Origin of the sequence: Sphingomonas sp. Leaf17, assembly GCF_001421505.1 — a bacterium.
In the GTDB taxonomy this organism is placed as follows: Bacteria; Pseudomonadota; Alphaproteobacteria; order Sphingomonadales; family Sphingomonadaceae; genus Sphingomonas.
On the sequence record NZ_LMKL01000008.1, the window covers coordinates 268,853 to 286,642 of the forward strand.

The following is a 17,790-nucleotide window of genomic DNA, read 5'->3' on the forward strand; positions in this document are numbered from 1 at the left end:
ACCATCCGCCCGGCTGGCCTAGGCGTCACCCCATGCCCATGACCGATCCCCCCGACCTGTCCGCCCTGTCGCTGAGTGACATCGCCCGGCTTGCCGAGGAGGCGAAACTGCCCCCCGTCGACCGCTGGAACCCGACGCATTGCGGCGACAGCGAGATGCGGATCGCGCGCGACGGCAGCTGGTTTCATCAGGGCGGACCGATCAGCCGGCCGGCGATGGTACGGCTGTTCTCGACCATCCTGCGCCGCGAGCCCGATGGCCGTCACGTCCTGGTCACGCCGGTCGAAAAGCTCGACATCGAGGTGGAGGATGCCGCCTTCGTCGCGGTCGAGATGAAGGCGGAGGGTGCGGGACAGGCGGCGCGCGTGGCGTTCCGGCTGAACACCGGCGATCTGGTGACCGCCGGACCGGATCACGCCTTGCGGTTCGTGGCCGACGATACCGGCCCGCGTCCCTATCTCCATGTTCGGGGCGGGCTGGAGGCGCTGGTGGTGCGGTCGGTCTATTACGAGCTGGTCGAGCGCGCGATCGCCGGGGGCGACACGCCACCCGGCATCTGGAGCGAGGGCGTGTTCTTCCCGCTGGAGACGCCGCCGGAAACAGTCGCGTGACGCTGGCCGAACGACTGGCCGCCGCGCTGGCACATCCGCCGGAGCCGCATGCGATCCTGCTGACCGGCGACCTGCACGACGGCGATCTCGCACAGGACGAAACCCTGCTGGAGGCGGCGGTTCTGGTCGCGGTCACCGACCGGCCGGAACCGGGCATCATCCTGACCCGCCGCACCGACAGCTTGCGCAATCACGCCGGGCAGATAGCGTTTCCCGGCGGCCGGATGGATGCCGGCGACCGCGATGCCGTTGCCACCGCGCTGCGCGAGGCGCACGAGGAAATCGGTCTGTCGCCCGCCGACGTACAGGTGATCGGCCCGGCCGACCGCTATCGTACCGTCACCGGCTTCGCGGTGACGCCGGTGGTCGGCATCGTGCCCGCCGATCTGGTGTTCGTCGCCAGCCCGGATGAAGTCGCCGAGGTCTTCGAGGTGCCGCTGGCGTTCCTGATCGACGAGGCGAAACACGTCGAGGCCAGCGTCGAGTGGCAGGGGCAGGAGCGGCATTATGTCGAGATCAGCTGGGGCGATCACCGGATCTGGGGCGCGACCGCGGCGATGATCGTCAATCTGGCGCGGCGGATGCGGTGGGCCTTGTGAGCGACCTCACCTCCACTCTACCCGATGCTGCATGGCGACACCGTGAAGGTCTTGAACACCTCGCCGAAGCGCTGGGTCATGATGCCGCGCGCTACGTCGGCGGCGCGGTGCGCGATACGCTGGTGGGGCTGGACGTCGCCGATATCGACATCGCCACCCGCCACCGGCCCGACGCGGTCGTCGACCTGTTGCAGGCCGCGCGCATCCGGGTGGTGCCGACCGGCATCGCGCACGGCACGGTGACGGCGGTGCTGCCCGGTGGCCCGGTCGAGGTGACGACGCTGCGCCGCGACGTCGAAACCGATGGCCGCCACGCGACCGTGGCGTTCAGCGACGACTGGCGCGAGGATGCGGCCCGACGCGATTTCACGATCAACGCGCTGTACGCCGATCCGGCGACGGGCGAGATCTTCGATTATTTCGGTGGCCGGGCCGATCTGGCGGCGGGGCGCGTGCGGTTCATCGGCGATCCGATGCAGCGGATCGCCGAGGATCATTTGCGGATCCTGCGTTTCTTCCGCTTTCACGCGCGGTTCGGCCGGACGATCGACGCCGCGGGGCTGGCCGCCTGCGCCGCGCGCGCCAACGACCTGATGGCCCTGTCGCGCGAGCGGATCGCGGCCGAGATGCTGAAGCTGCTGGTCGCACCCCAGGCGGTCGGCGTGATCGCGCTGATGGTCGAGCACGGCATCCTGCGCGCGGTGCTGCCCGAAATCACCGCCGAGGGCGCGGACCGGCTGGCGGTGCTGGCCGCGCGCGAGTCCGCCGCCGACGTGCCGCCGCATCCCATCCGCCGGCTGGCGACCCTGATCCCCGCCGACGCCGCCGAACCGGTCGGTGCGCGGCTGCGCCTGTCGAACGCGGACCGCAAGCGGTTGATCGCCGCCACCGGCGGACCGGGTGACGAGGGTGCGCGGGCGCTGGCCTATCGCGTGGGTATCGACGGCGCGGTAGACCGGTTGCTGATCGCCGGTGTCGATATCGCCGGCCTGCGCGGGTTCACACCACCTGTGCTGCCGATCACCGGCGGCGCGCTGGTCGCGCGGGGATTGCGGAAAGGGCCGGACGTGGCCGCGATGCTGCGTATGGTCGAAACCCGGTGGATCGCCGAAGGATTTCCCGATGCCGACCGGACGGCGGCAATCGCCGACGACGCCGTTGCTCAGGCGTTGCGCGCGAGCAGCACCGCATAGGCGTCGTCGGCCGGCACCGGCCGTGAATACAGGAACCCCTGCCCGCTGCTGCACCCGAGCGCGGACAGCGTCTGCGCCAGCGCGTCGGTTTCGATCCCCTCGGCCACGGTCCGCATGTTCAACGCCTGCGCCAGACTCAGGATCGCGCGGACGATGGCGATCTTGTCGCGGTCGTTCAGCATCCCCGTCACGAAGCTGCGGTCGATCTTCAGGATGTCGATCGGCAGCTTCTGGAGCGACGCAAGGTTGGAATAGCCGGTGCCGAAGTCGTCCATCGCCAGCGTGCAGCCAAGATCGCGCAGCGCGTACATTGTACGAGCCGTGCCGTCCGGGTCGGCGATCAACGCGCTTTCGGTCAGTTCCAGTTTCAGCCGCCCGCCCGCCAGGCCCGTTTGCGTCAGGATACCCGAGACCACGTCGGGCATCCGGTCGCGCTGCAACTGGATCGGCGATACGTTGACCGCGAAACTGACCCCGCAATCGCCCCGGGGCGATGCCGCGTCCCACCGCGCCAGCGTGCGCATCGCCTCGTCGATCGCCCAGCGCCCCAGCGGCACGATCAGCCCAGACTCCTCAGCGACCGGAATGAAATCGACCGGCGACACCATCCGCCCCTGTTCGTCCTGCCACCGGGCCAGCGCCTCGAACGCCACGATCCGACCGGAGCCAAGATCGCAGATCGGCTGGTAGTGCAGCGTCAGGTCGCCATTCTCGATGCCGCGCCGCAACGCCGTCTCGATCGAATAGCGGGCGCGGGCGGCGTCGAATGCGTGGGTCTGGTACGCCTCGGTCGTGCCGCTGGCCTTCGCGCGCTTGACCGCGAACTGGGCATGGCGGATCAGCTCCTCGGCATCGTCGACCGTGCTGCTGCCGAAGGCGATGCCGATCGAGCAGTCCACCCGGGTATGATAGTCGGTCAGCCGGAAGGGTGTCGACAAGGCACCCTTGATCCGCTGTGCCAGGTGCATCGCCTCGTCGCGATCCTCGTCGATCTCGATCAGGATGCCGAATTCATCGCCGCCGATCCGTGACAGCTGATCGCGGGCGCGCAGCACGCCCTTAATCCGGCGGGCCACGCTGATGAGCAGTTCGTCGCCAACCAGCGAGCCGAGACAGGCATTGATGCTGCCGAAGCGGCTGATATCGACGACCAGCACCGCATGACTGTCCTGCGTCGGCATCACGCCCTCGATCAGGTCGCCGAAACCCTGCCGGTTGGGCAGTCCGGTCAGGCTGTCGATCGTCATTTCGCGGCGAAGCGATCGCTCGGTCCGCGCCTCCGACGTGCGATCGAGGAAGGTCAGGATGCACCGGCCCCGCGAACCGGTCGCGGAGCGGGCGATGTTCAGGTCGTAATAGCGCAGATCCACGACATCACCCATCGTCCACGCGACCCGGATGCTGACCGAATCGGACGACAGGAACGTCTCGACCAGCTCGGCCAGTGACGTCCGGACCGGCGACGTCCCATCGACCAGGTCGATCCCGGCATCACGATAGGGCCAGTTTGCCGCCACATATTCGACGACGCCATCGCGCATTTCGACGATCGCCGCCGGCACGCACACCATCTCCAGCATGCGCTCGACCAATTCGGGCGCTAACGGGGGTGTGACGGACACGGCGGTGGGGGCGAAGGCCATGCGACCGGTCCTAAACACCCTTTCGTTAAGACGGTCTGAAACAGGCCCCCGGAAGACCCCCGGAAGCGTCCTAGAAGCTGTTGTCGCGGGGGAAGCCCGTTGGCGGCATCCGTCCGGCGGCCCCGCGCGCGGTGCGCCATGGTCCCATATCGGCCTCGGTCCGGATGCGACCGCTGTCCCCGCCCATCGGCCAGGACAGCCCGGCGGCCAAGACGAACGCGATCGCATCCGACAGGCCGCCGTCGCGATACCGCTGCAACTGCACGCCGGTCCCCCGGCTGAGTTCGGCCATTTCCGACATCGGGAACACCAGCAATTTGCGGTTGTCGCCGATCGCCGCGATATAGTCCGCGCCCGGCGGAACGGGACGAACGACCTTCAGCCTGTGGCCGATACGCGGGGTCAGCACGGTCTTGCCCTTGCGCGTCTCCGCGATCACGTCGTCGACGGTCGCGATGAAGCCGCGCCCGTCGGTGGCGGCGAGCAACAGCTTCTCCCCGCGCCGCGCGGCCAGCAGCGCGACGATACCAATCTCGCCATCCAGGTCGATCATCGCGCGCACCGGATCGCCGAAGCCGCGTCCCCCGGGCAGCTTGTCCGCGCCCAGCGTGAAGAACCGGCCATTCTCCGCCGCCAGCAGGATCTTGTCGGTGGTCTGCGCGTGGAAGGCGAAGGCGGGGCCGTCGCCCTCCTTGAACTTGAACGTCTCGCCCGCCGCCAGGTCGGCATGACCGCGCAGCGCCCGGATCCAGCCGCGCTGCGACAGGATGACGGTGATCGGCTCGCGCTCGATCATCGCCTCCAGCGGGATGTCGCGCGTCGGCGCGGCCTCCTCGATCGTGGTGCGCCGCGCGCCCAGCGGCGTGTCCAGGCCGTAACGGTCGCGAATCCTGCCCAGGTCGCGCTTCATCCGGTTGCGCTGCTTCACCGGCGATTCGAGCAGGCCGGTCAGCTCGGCATGTTCCTTCGCCAGCTTGTCGCGCTCCTTGCGGATCTCGAACTCCTCCAGCCGGCGCAACGATCGCAGCCGCATGTTCAGCACGGCCTCGGCCTGGCGTTCGTTCAGCGCGAACTCGTCGATCATCACCGGTTTGGGGTGATCCTCGGTCCGGATGATCTCGATCACCCGGTCGAGGTTGAGATAGGTGACGAGGTAGCCGTCCAGCAGCTCGATCCGGTCGTCGATCTTGCCCAGCCGGTGCCGCGTGCGCAGGTCGAGCACGACGAACTGATGATCGACCCACGCCTTCAACGCGTCGCGCAGGGACATGACGCGCGGCGTCCGGTCCTTGTCGAGCACGTTCAGGTTCAGGCTGACCCGCGATTCCAGGTCGGACATACGGAACAGGCCGTCCATCAGCACCTGCGCGTCGACCGTGCGGGCGCGCGGTTCCAGCACGATGCGGACCAGCGTATCCGATTCGTCGCGCACGTCGGCGAGGATCGGCAGCTTCTTGTCGTTGATGAGGGCGGCGATCTGCTCGATCAGCTTGCCCTTCTGCACGCCGTACGGGATCTCGGTGATGACCGCCTGCCAGCCGCCGCCCTTTTCCTTTTCGATCTCGAACCGCGCACGCACCCGGAAGCCGCCGCGCCCGGTGGTGTAGGATTCGATCAGCGCGGCGGGCGGATCAACCACCAGCCCGCCCGTTGGAAAATCCGGCCCCTTCACATGGGCCAGCACCGCCGCGTCGTCCGCATCCGGGTTCTCGACCAGCGCAATCGCGGCGCTCAGCAATTCGGCGGCGTTGTGCGGCGGGATGCTGGTCGCCATGCCGACCGCGATGCCGGCGGCGCCGTTCGCCAGCAGGTTGGGGAACATGCCGGGGAACAGCTCCGGCTCCAGTTCCTCGCCGTTATAGGTCGGGCGATAGGACACCGCGTCCTCGTCCAGCCCGTCCATCAGGTCGATCGCGACCTGTGTCAGCCTTGCCTCGGTGTAGCGGTAGGCGGCGGCGTTATCCCCGTCGATATTGCCGAAATTGCCCTGCCCGTCGACCAGTGGATAGCGCAGCGCGAAATCCTGCGCGAGGCGGACCATGGCGTCGTACACCGACTGGTCGCCATGCGGGTGATATTTGCCGATGACGTCGCCGACGACCCGCGCGCATTTCTTGTACCCGCTCGCCGGGTCCAGCTTCAGCAGGCGCATTGCCCAAAGCAGACGGCGGTGAACCGGCTTCAGGCCATCGCGCACATCGGGCAGCGACCGCGCTGTGATCGTCGACAGCGCATAGACGAGATACCGCTCGGACAACGCGCTGTCGAAGGGGGCGTCGACGATCGCCTGGAACGGGTCTTTGAAATCAGTGGCCATGGATGCGGATGCGATAGCAGGAGCGAGCGGACACAATCAAATGATCTTGGGGAGACCGCCATCGACCGGGCCTGGCCCTTCGATGCCCGCCGTGTTCCCCCGCCTTCGCGGGGAAACGGGATGCTCCGCCTATGCCTTGCCCGCGGGTGTCGATACGGTACGCCATGATGAAGACTCGACCAGCGTGAACCGACACCCTCTGCCCGCCGCGCTGCTTGCGCTGGCCGCGATCCTGACCACGAACGGATGCGTCATGCCCCATCCCCCCGCCGCCACAGCCGCCCGCCCGCTGATGACATGGCCCGACCTGACCAAACGCCCGCATCCGGTTGCCGATGCCACCGTCGCCTATGGCAGCGACCCGTTGCAGGTGATCGACATCTGGCGGCCCGCCGGCGCCGGACCACATCCGGTCGTGCTGATGGTGCATGGCGGCTGCTGGCAGACCGAGATCGCCGACCGGCGGCTGATGGACTGGATCGCCGACGACCTGCGGCGCGACGGCGTCGCGGTGTGGAACATCGACTATCGCGGCGTCGACCGCAGCGGTGGCGGCTACCCCGGTACGTTTCAGGACGTGGGTGCGGCGGCAGACCGGCTGGCGCGCGATGCCGCAACCTATGACCTGGATACGACCCGCGTCGTCGCGGTCGGCCATTCGGCGGGCGGGCATCTGGCGCTGTGGCTGGCGGGTCGGGCGAAACTGCCGGCGAACAGCGTGCTGCGGGCGGCCGCACCACTCAAGATCGCGCATGTCGTCAGCCTTGGCGGCCTGCCGGATCTGGAGGCGACCGCCGCCACCCCGGAAAACGGCTGCGGCACGGAGATCGTCGCGAGGCTGACGGGGGTGGCCGGCGGTGCCCGACCGGACGTGTTCGCCGATACGTCGGTCCCACGCCTGCTGCCGATCGGCGTGGGCCAGGATCTGGTCAACGGACGCGAGGACCGGATCATTCCCTATGGGATGGCGACCGATTATGTGGCCGAGGCGAAAGCGGCCGGCGACCGCGCGGTGCTGCACACCATCCCCGCGACCGGGCATGTCGAACTGATCGCGCCGGAGACCCCGGCGTGGGCCGAGACGAAGCGCCTGATCCGCGCGGCGTTGGCAAAATAGCGCCCGCACGTCCATTCGTCACCCCCGCGCAGGCGAAGATGACGGATGGACTGTGCGGCGGGAATGGACCTTGCTACCACCGTGGCCATGACCCCAATGACCCTGAACGACGCCCGCGCGCTTGACGCGGCCGATCCGCTTGCCCGTTGTCGCGACCGGTTCACGATTCCCGACGGCGTGATCTATCTCGACGGCAATTCGCTCGGCGTCCTGCCGAACGCTGTCCCCGCGGCCCTCGCCGACACCGCGACCCGGCAATGGGGCGAGCGACTGATCCGCAGCTGGAACGAGGGGTGGATCGACGCGCCCGCACGGATCGGGGCGAAGATCGCGCCGCTGGTGGGGGCAGGCGCGGACGATGTGATCGTCAGCGACACGACGTCGGCGAACCTGTACAAATTACTGGTGGCCGCGCTGAGGGCCGATCCCGCGCGACGAACGATCGTCAGCGAGACCGGCAACTTCCCGACCGATCTGCACATCGCCGAAGGTGCTGTCGCCAGCGTGCCCGGCGCACGGCTGAAGGCGGTCGCGCGCGGCGATCTTGCGGCGGCGATCGACGGGGATACCGCCGTCGTCCTGCTCACCCATGTCCATTACAAGACCGCCGACCGGTTCGACATGGCCGCCTGGACCGCCCGCGCGCACGATGCCGGCGCGTTGATGCTCTGGGATCTCAGCCACAGCGTCGGCGCGGTGCCGATCGACCTGTCGGGGTCGGCTGCCGACATGGCGGTCGGATGCACCTATAAATATCTGAACGGCGGTCCGGGCGCGCCCGCATTCCTGTATGTCGCGCCGCATCTGCAGGACCGGCTGGCCAGCCCGCTGTCCGGCTGGATGGGCCACGCCGCGCCGTTCGCATTCGAGGATGCCTATCGCCCCGCAAGCGGCATGAAGCGCTGGCTGGCCGGCACCCCGCCGATCCTGGCGATGGCCGCGCTGGAGGCGGCGGTCGACCTGTGGGCCGGTGTCGACCAGCAACAGGTTGCGGCCAAGAGCGCGGCGTTGTTCGACATGCTCGCCGCTGCCGGGGACTCGATCGGGCTGGAGTGCGTGTCGTCGCACGACTCAGCCTCACGCGGCAGCCACATCAGCTTCCGCCATCCTGATGCCTATGCGCTGACCCAGGCGCTGATCGCGCGCGGGGTCATCGGCGACTTTCGCGACCCGGACGTCCTGCGGCTCGGCCTGACGCCGCTGTACCTGCGCCACGAGGACGTCTGGCAGGCCGGCGAGCACCTGCGCGCGGTGATCGCCAGCGAGGAATGGCGCGATCCCCGGTTCGCCGAGCGGCTGGCGGTGACCTGAACCGCCAGCCGACCGACCCAGCCCTTACCGCGCGAGCAGCACCCGCGCCTGCCCCGCGATCTGCGCCAGCATCGCCGCATTGGGCTGGGCCGCGTGGCGGGCGCGGTCGATCACCGCCTTGAACTGCGCCACCCGCGTCGCGTTCAGCGCCAGCCAGTCCTCGACCGCCGCCTGCGGATCCTTGGCCTGCGACCGGCCGAGGAACTCAAGCCGCAACTGCTGGAAATCGCGGGCGAGGCCGGCGATCAGCAACCGTTCCCATGGATCGGTGGGCGTGATTCGCGCGGCATTGGCCTGCGCCCAGTCGAGACCCAGCGCCTGACCCAGCCGGGTGAACGCGCGCGTCAGCACCGCCTCGTCCAGCTTCAGCCGTGCGCCAAGATCGGCAAGGCCGACCGCGCCGTCCAGCTCGAACATCCGCACGACCTTCCGCGCAAGGGCCGGCGGCGCACCAAGGGCTTCCAGCCCTTCGGAAATGCGCCCGCTCTGCATCTGCGCCTCTTCCAGCAGCAACTGCTTCGACTGGCTGTCGAGATGCGCGATCCCCTTGCCCAGCCGGGTCAGCACCGCGCCGGGGCCGGTGCCGGGACGTGTCACGCGCAAAAGGTCGGCGATCTGCGACCGGGTGGCGACCGCCACCTCGTCGAACAGCGCCAGACGCCCGGCCTCGGGCATCGCCGTCGTCTCGATCTCCACCCACAGCCGGTCGAGATCGAACAGGCGCTCGACCACCACGAACATCGCGGCGATATCGGCCATCGACGCGCCCTCCTCCTCCGCCAGCTCGAACGGATACAGGATGCCCATGCGGTTGATGATGCGGTTGGCAAGCTTGGTCGCGACGATCTGCGGCCGCAGCCGGTGTTCGTCGATCGCACGCGCGAATTTCTTGCGCATCGCCGCCGGGAACGCGGCGTGCAGATCCTCGCGCAGCTCGGGGTCCATGCCGAGGTCGCTGTGCTCGATCGCGTCCTGCAACGCCAGCTTGGCGGTCGCCAGCAGGACCGCGAGTTCGGGCCGGGTCAGCCCGTGCCCATCCTGCCCACGCCGCAGCAGGTCGTCATTGCCCGACAGCCCCTCGACCGCGCGGTCGAGCCGACCGGCCGCCTCGAAGATCTCGATCACGCGGACATAACTCGGCATCGCCGCCGCCCCGTCGCGCTCGGCGATCGACAGCGCCAGCGTCTGGAGGCGGTTATCCTCCAGCACCAGATGCGCGACATCGTCGGTCATGCTGGCGAGCAGGGTGTTGCGCGCGTCGAACGCCAGACGCCCCTCGATCATCTCGCGGTTCAGCGCGATCTTGATGTTGACCTCGTTGTCCGAACAATCGACGCCGGCCGAATTGTCGATGAAGTCGGTGTTGATCCGCCCGCCCCGGCTGGAGAACGCGATCCGCGCCGCCTGGGTGACGCCCAGATTGGCCCCCTCGCCGATCGCGGTGACGCGCAGATCTTCGGCATTGACGCGCAACCGGTCGTTGGCAGGATCGCCGACCTGAACGTTGTTTTCGGACGCCGCCTTCACATAGGTGCCGATGCCGCCGAACCAGAGCAGGTCGGCGGGCGCCTTCAGGATGGCGGAGATGAGCGCGCCCGGCTCGATCTCGCTCACGTCGATGCCCAGCACCGCGCGTGCCTGTTTCGACAGCTTCACGACCTTGTCGGTGCGCGCATACACGCCGCCGCCCTTGGAGATGAGGGCGGCATCGTAATCGGCCCAACTGGACCGCGGCAGCGCGAACATGCGGGCGCGCTCCGCCCAGCTTGCCGCCATGTCGGGATCGGGGTCGATGAAGATGTGGCGGTGGTCAAACGCGGCAACGAGGCGGATCGTCTTCGACAGCAACATGCCGTTGCCGAACACGTCGCCCGACATGTCGCCGCAACCGACGACGGTCACCGGCTGGCTCTGCACGTCCAGCCCGCGTTCGGCGAAGTGACGCTGGACCGACACCCACGCGCCCTTGGCGGTGATGCCCATCGCCTTGTGGTCGTACCCGACCGACCCGCCGCTGGCGAACGCGTCGCCCAGCCAGAAGTCACGTTCCAGCGCCAGCGCGTTGGCCACGTCGCTGAACGTCGCGGTGCCCTTGTCGGCGGCGACCACGAAATACGGGTCCTCCCCGTCCAGCACGCGCACGCCCTTCGGATGGACGACCTTGCCCTCGATGATGTTGTCGGTGATCGACAGCAGGGTGCGGATGAACGACCGGTAGCTTTCGGTCCCCTCCGCGATCCAGGCGTCGCGGTTGCCCGGCGGCGGGAGCTGCTTGGGATAGAAACCGCCCTTGGCCCCGGTCGGCACGATGACCGCGTTCTTGACCCGCTGCGCCTTCATCAGCCCGAGAATCTCGGTACGGAAATCGTCGCGCCGGTCGGACCAGCGCAGCCCGCCGCGCGCGACTGGCCCCGCGCGCAGATGGATACCCTCGATCCGCGGCGAATAGACCCAGATCTCGCGCCACGGCACCGGGGCCGGCAGGCCGGGGATCAGGTGACTGTCCAGCTTGAACGCCAGCGCCTCGGCGGCGGCGGGCGCGAACGCGTTGGTGCGCAGCGTCGCGGCGATCAGGTCGCGGTAGGCACGAAGGATGCGATCGTCGTCGATCGCCGACACCGCGTCCAGCCCGCGCTCGATCGCCTCGTCGGCCTTGCGCGTATCGCCCTTGCCCGCCGGATCATGCGCCGCGGCGAACCGGTCGACCAGCGCCTTGGCCAGCTTCGGCGCGCGGCGCAGCGCATCGACCACGGTGGTCAGGCCGTAAGGCAGCCCCGCCTGGCGCAGATAGCGGAACCATGCGCGGAACAGCACGACGGCCTGCGGTGCCATGCCGGCATCGACGATCAGCCGGTTGAACGCATCGTTCTCCGCCGATCCTTCGAGCACGGCGGCGATCGCGTTTTCCAGGATCTGAGGATCGCCGTCGTCCTGCCCGCTGCTGGCCTCGACCACGAATTCGTGGATGAAGGTGTCGTTCGGCTCGCGCAGCCGCGTCGGCAATTCGCCGATCACGCGGAAACCGAAGTTTTCAAGCACCGGCACCGCGTCCGACAGCGGCAGCGCGCCCTCCAGCTTGTAGATCTTCAGATGGCGTTCGGCCGTCCCGTCGGTCGGCATGATCCGGACCGACCGCGCGCCGGCATCGTCCAGCCCGCCGATTCGCAGGATGTCCTGCGCTGCCTCGGTCGCGGTGCTGAGGTTGCGGTAATTGACCGGGAACGCCGCCGCCCAGCGCAGGGCCAGCCGCGCGGCGCGCGGCGCGGGAACATGCGCGGCCAGCGCGGTTTCGACATCGGGCACCCAGCCACGGACCATCGATTCGAGTTGCAGCGCCAGCGGTTCGCTGTCCGGCATCCGCCCCTCGCCGCGCAGGTCGATGGTATAGCGGATCATCGCCACCACATCGTCCAGCGACAACGCCCAGTTCAGGACGCTGCCGTTCGCCGCATCGGCCAGCATCTCGCCGATCGCGATGCGCCGCGCGGTCGTCAGTTCGTCACGCGGCAACCAGGCGAAGGCGAACAGGTGCCGTCCCAGCGCCGACCGGATCAGCACCAGCTGCGGGCGCGGACGATCGGGCAGCGACATCGCGGTCAGCGCAAGGCGTTCGAGCGTTTCGGGATCGAACGCGACGACCAGATCGTGCGGCAACGCGCGCAACGCATGGGCCAGCGCCTTGCCCGTATGGCCGCGCGGATCGAAGCCGAACTTGGCCTCCAGCTCGGCCAGCCGCGTGCGCAGCACCGGCACCTCCGCTGGTGCCGCATTCAGCGCGGCACTGGTCCACAGGCCGGCATGGATCGACAGGCCGGCGACGCTATCGCCCTCCATCACCGGCAGGACGATCAGGTCGAGCGGAATCGCGCGGTGGACCGACGCAATCCGGTTCGACTTCAGCAGCAGCGGGCTGGCCCCGCCGTCGGCGAACCACCGGACCGCCGCCGCGCGTGAGGATTCGGCCAGGATCGGCGTCTCCTGCTCGGTCCGCCCGATCCCCAGCGCCTCGCCGCCGCTGCCGTCGGCCAGCCAGCGCTGATGGCCAAGCAGCGTCATCTTGCCGCCCAGGAACCAGCGCAGCAGGTCGGCCCCCTCCCCCGCGGGCAGCCGGTCGATATCCTCGGTCAGCGCGCGTTGCAGCGCCGGCCAGTCGGTCACCGCCGCGCGAACATCGCGCAATGCGTCGGACAGGTCCTCGACCAGATCGCGACGCTCGCGCGCATCGGCGCGGTCCATCTCGATATAGATCATCGATTCGCGCATCGAATCGTCGGCACCACCAACCGATGCCAGCGCCCCGTCGGGCGCGCGGGTCACGGGGACGACCGGATGAATGATCCGGTCGATCGCCAGATCATGCCGGCCGATCGCCGCCGCGATCGAATCGACCAGGAACGGCATGTCGTCGTTGACGATGGCAAGACGCATCCGGCGCTTGACCGTGTCGCCGGCGATCGGCTCGATGGCGATGGCCGGTTCGCCCGCTGTCCGCATCCGCGCGGTTGCCGCCATGAAGGCGGCCGCCTGATCCTGGGCGGTGGCATCGAACCCGGCGAGTTCGGCGGGAAGGGCACCGGCCACCAGGCGTTTGGCAATGGCGGCGGTCAGCGATTTCAGCGATGATTTCGACATAGGCGCCATCCTATGCGCCTGCTCCATGCCGACCTCAAGACTTGGTATCCCATGAAATTATGTTGCGGCGCGGCGTAAGGATCGGTCAGCCAGGGGGATCGTCGGGGGGATCAGGTGCCCGCCGGGATCAGTCGCGCCCCGCCTGCGCCATCCGTTCCAGCGCCGCGATCTCGGCGATGCCACCGTCATGCCCCTCGATGAACCGGCCAAGGCCGCCGGCGCGGATGCCGTGACGACGGGCATGGTCGAGCACCGCGACGTAATCGGCGCGATCGGGGTCGGTGCGATCGGCCGGTTCCTCTGTATCCGCCATGCCGAAGACGAGATCGACGACGGTCGCCATCGGCGAGGCCGGATGGTCCGCAACCGCGGCGCTGTCGAGCAGCAGGCGATACCCGTCCCCGTCCTGCCGACCGGCATCGGCCAGATCATAGGCACGCCCGAGCGCGCGGTGGACCGCCGCCCGCGCCCGCGCGACCGCCGCGCGCATCGTCGCCGCGCTTTCGCGGGCATAGGCCAGACGCTCGCCCAGATCGCCGCCGATGGCGAGGTCGAAGGATTCATAGCGCGGCGCGATCCGCGATTCGGCTTCGGGTGCGAAACCGGCGCTGGGGCCATCGGCCCATACCGTCGGCGATGCGATCAACGGACGCGGGCTGGCCTGCACCGCCGCCCGCAACTCGGCATGCAGCCCGGCCGCCAGCGTCCCGTCAACGACTTCCTTCCAGTTGATGACGCCGTACAGATGGTCGATCGTTTCCCCGTCCGAGGAAAACGGCGTCAGGATCCCGCGATAGAGCGTGGTATGGCCGCGCGCGCTGACGAACTCCGCATCGAACCCGGCCGGCGCACGATTGGCGAAGATCCGCTGATAGGGCTCGATCAGGCGCGCGAGCAACGAGGCGTCGGGCACCTGCGACACCCGGTTGATCGCCGGGTCCAGGCCGCACTCCTCGCGCAGCCGCTGACCGATGAAAGCGATTCGGGGGTCGGTCGTGCCGCCGGTGAAGTCGAGCAGCACGCCGTGCGGACCGAAATCGGGAATATCGGCCGGATCGAGATCGTCGATCGCCGGAAACGGCCGCCCCCGCAGCAGCGAAACCCAGAAATTATACGCCCGCACATGCATCCGGCGCTCATCGCCACCGATCGGCATGATCGCATCCTCGACCGCCGCCTCGGTCGCGGAGTATACCTGCTCCCCGTCATCGACAGGGCCAGCCTCCTGAAAGTCGTGCCGATGCTCGTCGAAGCCGCGTGGCGTATCCATGCCAGGTCCTTGGTTCGTGAGGCGCAAACCCCGGTCCGACCTTCTGTGCACCGCCGGTGGTAAACGACCGGTAAAAGCCCCGCTCCGCACACCAGCGCTTGTCACGCCCGATTCGACCTGTTAAGCGCCGCGCCTCGACGGGCAAGGTCCCGTATCGACATGCCGCTTTAGCTCAGTTGGTAGAGCATCGCATTCGTAATGCGGGGGTCACAGGTTCGAGTCCTGTAAGCGGCACCACTTCCAAAGTCATGTTTATACAAGCTGTCCGTACGGACGGCCTTTTTGTGTTTCTGGAACAGCGGCGTTGAGATTGTCACCGGACACCCAAAAACCCTAACGTCGGACCCAACGCTCATATCGAGCCAGTTAGGGTCACATGGATACCGAAAAGGCTACCATCACCGGCACGTCCTCAACAGAACTTCGTCTTCGGGATGCTGACGGCAAGTTCAGTAAAAGTCGTATATGGGTGGAGAGGGATAACTTCTACGGAGATTCGAAGGACGACCGAAGCAAGTCGTATCTAATTATTGGCTTCGACACAGAATTCAAGACCCCTGATAAGCCCGTAACGCTTGACGAAATGAAAGCGGGATCTGCAAAATATACGGTCTTGTCGTATCAGGTTCATTGCAGCGTCTACGATCCAGCCCAACCGGATGCCAAAGAGTGGAGTGCTATTTGCTATCCCGAGCCGGGAGAAAGGATGAAGCTTGCTGACCTCCTGACCCTAGCTTTTTGGAAAGGTATATCGACCGGTGCCGTCGATAAGCTGCCGACCCTGATGTATGTCGTCGGCCATTTCACCCGTGCCGACATACCTGCTTTTTCCGATTTCAAGGATCTGACAGCTCAGATTGCTGCTGTTCGATCAACGTTCACGTCGGTTGATAAGGGAGTGAAGGTCGTCACTTTCTTGGACGGTGGAACCGTCGAGAAGCTTGTCATCCTCCGTGATACGATGCTGCTAACCCCTGCAACGTCGAAAAGCCTTTGGGAGCTTGGGAAGCTCGTCGGTGTACCGAAGATCACGGTCGATCCCGACCCGGAACGGGAGCTTTTCTACAAGAAAAACATGGACATACTGCTCCGGGACAAGCCGGACGTCTTTGAAAAATATGCTATCAATGATGCTGTAATTTGCGTCAAATATCTTGAACGCCTCATCGACATGTATGCCGGGATCCTCGGCAAGCGCAAAGCGCCCGCTACCCTGACTGCAATCGGGGTCGATTTGCTGATGAAGAAGTGGAAGACCGATCTCAAGATGGACCCGCTGGAGGTCATCGGGAAGCAGAAGGTCGTCAGCAAAATCTACAGCAAACGCTTAGGGTATTACAAAACCGAAAAGGTCGAAGTGCCGCTTGAGCAGGTCGCCTTTTACCTCCCGCTTGCAACGGAATGCTATCATGGTGGTCGAGGTGAGCAATTTTGGTTCGGACCCGCATTCGTAGACGATTGGACCGATTATGATCTTGCTGGTGCCTACCCAACCGCAATGGCGCTCATCGGTTTTCCGAACTGGTCTAACCTCCGGCAGACAACGAAGCTTGACGATTTTACGCCCGGTACGTTGGGAATTGCGAACGTGCGATTTGAATTTCCAAAGTCCGTTCGGTTTCCGACGATGCCGGTGCGTTCCGAAAATGGTCTGATATTCCCGCGTGCGGGGGTCAGTAATTGTTCAGCGCCGGAGATTGCGCTCGCCCGGTCGCTGGGTGCGAAGGTGACGATCATGCATGGCGTCGTCGTCCCTACCGATGCCAGCAAGCCGGTCTTTCGTGATTTCATCCGGGAATGCGTCGCGAAGCGCCTATCATTCAAAAAGGGTTCTCTGGACGCCCTTTTCTGGAAAGAGCTGAGCAATTCGAGTTACGGGAAAACCGCGCAGGGCCTCCATTCGAAGCGCGTTTTCGATCTGCGGGATCAGGAAATGAAGGACCTGCCTCCGAGCAAGATAACCAATCCATTCTACGCTGCGTTCATCACGTCATTCGTTCGCGCTGCGCTTGGCGAGGTGATGAACGGACTTCCCCAAAATGTGTGCGTTTTCAGCTGCACGACCGATGGGTTTCTCACGAACGCGACCGCTGCTCAGATTGCAGGGGCGTCGTCCGGTCCGATCTGCCAGCTTTATAGCGAGAGCCGGGATATGCTGACGAGCAACCCGACAATCTTGGAAGTGAAGCACCGTGTCCGTCAGCCGCTTGGTTGGAGGACGCGGGGACAAGCTACGTTGATCGAGGGTCAGGCCGATGAAGGGGACGGTGTGAATATCGTGCTCGCCAAGGGAGGAATCTACACGCCGCAGGAGGTCGACAGCACCCGCCTTCAAAACTCGTTTATCACCAACCTGTTTTTGAACCGTACTCCCTCCGACCGTATCGAGATGGCGACCAAAACCGGCATCCGAGACATGGTCAATTTCGACGCCGATCTCGTTGAAAAGGAAACGTCCAAGCGGTTGAACATGGAGTTTGATTGGAAGCGTCGACCGGTCGCCGTCTGGGATGCCGTTGGTCCGGATCACCTGTCGTTCGCTACCGAGCCTTGGGATACGATCGACCAGTTCATCGAAATGCGCCGGTATTGGGAATCATTTGCGATCGAAACGCCTCGGTGCCTGAAGACGGTCGCGGATTACCGAGCTTTCGCAATTTCCGTCATGTCGCAGTCGTCCTTGAAGGATGGTGGATCAAAATATCTGAAGAGGACCGATCCCGACCTCAACCGCCTCCGTCAGTCGCTATGTGCTGCTTGGAGAAACTCGAAAGCGGGTCTGGCAAAGGGGGTCGATTGTAAAACTGCGCAGCACTTTGCCGACACGCTGACCGACGCTGGAATACCGTGCAAGCGGTCGGACATTGAAAACGCTCGATCCGCATTCAAGCCGAAAAACTGCCCGAAGACGCCTGCTGTTATCATCGCCTTGACCAAGCTGTTGACGGTCTTCCCGTCGTTGGAAATCGATACGCTGGTCACGTCTCGCGACGGTATCGACATCATCGCTGCGATGGACCGTCCCAACCCATTCGGGATTAATTCAGAAAATGGAGCGTTCGTCTCTACGGAAGACGCTTAACACTGATAAGTATCT

At 66.1% G+C, this 17,790-nt stretch carries 10 protein-coding genes and 1 tRNA gene; 7 read left to right on the top strand and 4 right to left on the bottom strand.

Features of this window, described 5'->3' with window-relative positions:
• Positions 1 to 32 precede the first annotated feature (32 nt).
• From ASE75_RS13330 to ASE75_RS13340, 3 genes are read left to right on the top strand one after another with little or no spacing between them, the layout of a single operon-like run.
• Complete coding sequence (locus ASE75_RS13330) at positions 33 to 611, top strand: DUF1285 domain-containing protein (RefSeq protein ID WP_055934357.1); 579 nt, start codon at positions 33 to 35, stop codon at positions 609 to 611.
• Positions 608 to 1,210, top strand: coding sequence for a CoA pyrophosphatase (locus ASE75_RS13335; RefSeq protein WP_055934358.1), 603 nt, complete (start codon positions 608 to 610; stop codon positions 1,208 to 1,210). Before ASE75_RS13330 ends, ASE75_RS13335 begins: the two co-directional genes overlap by 4 nt.
• Positions 1,207 to 2,403 carry a CCA tRNA nucleotidyltransferase gene (locus tag ASE75_RS13340; RefSeq protein ID WP_055934360.1) on the top strand — a complete coding sequence of 399 codons (1,197 nt, stop codon included), beginning with the start codon at positions 1,207 to 1,209 and terminating at the stop codon, positions 2,401 to 2,403. Before ASE75_RS13335 ends, ASE75_RS13340 begins: the two co-directional genes overlap by 4 nt.
• Here ASE75_RS13340 and ASE75_RS13345 read toward each other — a convergent pair.
• Both ASE75_RS13345 and parC read right to left on the bottom strand, forming a co-directional pair.
• Positions 2,373 to 4,046 carry a putative bifunctional diguanylate cyclase/phosphodiesterase gene (locus ASE75_RS13345; RefSeq protein ID WP_055934362.1) on the bottom strand — a complete coding sequence of 558 codons (1,674 nt, stop codon included), beginning with the start codon at positions 4,044 to 4,046 and terminating at the stop codon, positions 2,373 to 2,375. The genes ASE75_RS13340 and ASE75_RS13345 overlap by 31 nt on opposite strands.
• 70 nt (positions 4,047 to 4,116) lie before the next feature.
• A complete protein-coding gene (gene parC, locus ASE75_RS13350) occupies positions 4,117 to 6,363 on the bottom strand; it encodes a DNA topoisomerase IV subunit A (protein WP_055934365.1) in 2,247 nt (748 codons plus the stop codon).
• A 184-nt stretch (positions 6,364 to 6,547) separates the two neighbouring features.
• On the opposite strand from parC, the gene ASE75_RS13355 reads away from it, so the two are divergent.
• Both ASE75_RS13355 and kynU read left to right on the top strand, forming a co-directional pair.
• Entirely contained in the window at positions 6,548 to 7,480 is a 933-nt protein-coding gene (locus tag ASE75_RS13355) for an alpha/beta hydrolase (RefSeq protein ID WP_327196318.1), read from the top strand.
• 96 nt (positions 7,481 to 7,576) lie between these two features.
• Positions 7,577 to 8,791: a kynureninase gene (gene kynU, locus ASE75_RS13360; protein ID WP_055934367.1), complete on the top strand. Its 1,215-nt coding sequence runs from the start codon at positions 7,577 to 7,579 to the stop codon at positions 8,789 to 8,791.
• Positions 8,792 to 8,815: 24 nt separating this feature from the next.
• On the opposite strand, the gene ASE75_RS13365 is transcribed toward kynU, so the two are convergent.
• Entirely contained in the window at positions 8,816 to 13,423 is a 4,608-nt protein-coding gene (locus ASE75_RS13365) for an NAD-glutamate dehydrogenase (protein WP_082463980.1), read from the bottom strand.
• Between the two features lie 127 nt (positions 13,424 to 13,550).
• Positions 13,551 to 14,693 (bottom strand): PAS domain-containing protein, encoded by a 1,143-nt coding sequence (locus ASE75_RS13370; protein WP_055934371.1) that lies wholly within the window; start codon positions 14,691 to 14,693, stop codon positions 13,551 to 13,553.
• A 161-nt stretch (positions 14,694 to 14,854) separates the two neighbouring features.
• Between ASE75_RS13370 and ASE75_RS13375 the strand changes: the two genes are divergently transcribed.
• Both ASE75_RS13375 and ASE75_RS13380 read left to right on the top strand, forming a co-directional pair.
• A tRNA-Thr gene (locus tag ASE75_RS13375) sits at positions 14,855 to 14,930 on the top strand.
• A gap of 139 nt (positions 14,931 to 15,069) precedes the next feature.
• A complete protein-coding gene (locus ASE75_RS13380; RefSeq protein WP_082463981.1) occupies positions 15,070 to 17,775 on the top strand; it encodes a DNA polymerase in 2,706 nt (901 codons plus the stop codon).
• The last annotated feature ends 15 nt before the right edge of the window (positions 17,776 to 17,790 follow it).